The sequence below is a fragment of the Kingella pumchi genome, from assembly GCF_022288825.1.
Lineage (GTDB): Bacteria > Pseudomonadota > Gammaproteobacteria > Burkholderiales > Neisseriaceae > Kingella_D > Kingella_D pumchi.
The window spans coordinates 1-303 of the sequence record NZ_JAKOOW010000049.1 but is presented as its reverse complement, the minus strand read 5'-3'; the positions used below and the strand labels follow the sequence as shown (position 1 = coordinate 303).

Annotated in this window: 1 protein-coding gene; it reads left to right on the top strand. The window is 54.1% G+C overall.

The genetic code is table 11. The annotated features are described in order from the left end of the window. On the top strand, positions 1-303 hold a 303-nt coding region (locus tag MB824_RS10735; protein WP_238748535.1), incomplete at both ends, for a transposase.

Here is a 303-nt window from a genome sequence, read left to right as displayed (position 1 = left end):
TATCGAGAAACTGCACATCACCCCAGCCAATACCCATGAGTGCAACCACCTGTCGCCTTTGCTGGAAGGTATAGCCGAAGGCACGACCGTCTATGCCGACAAAGGCTACGACAGTAAGGAAAACCGGCACCATCTGAAAGAGTATCGGTTGTTGGACGGCATTATGCGCAAAGCCCACCGCAACCGTCCGCTGACGGAAGACCAAACCAAACGTAACCGCTATTTGTCGAAGACCCGTTATGTGGTCGAACAGAGCTTCGGGACGCTGCACCGTAAATTCCGCTACGCCCGGGCAGCCTATTT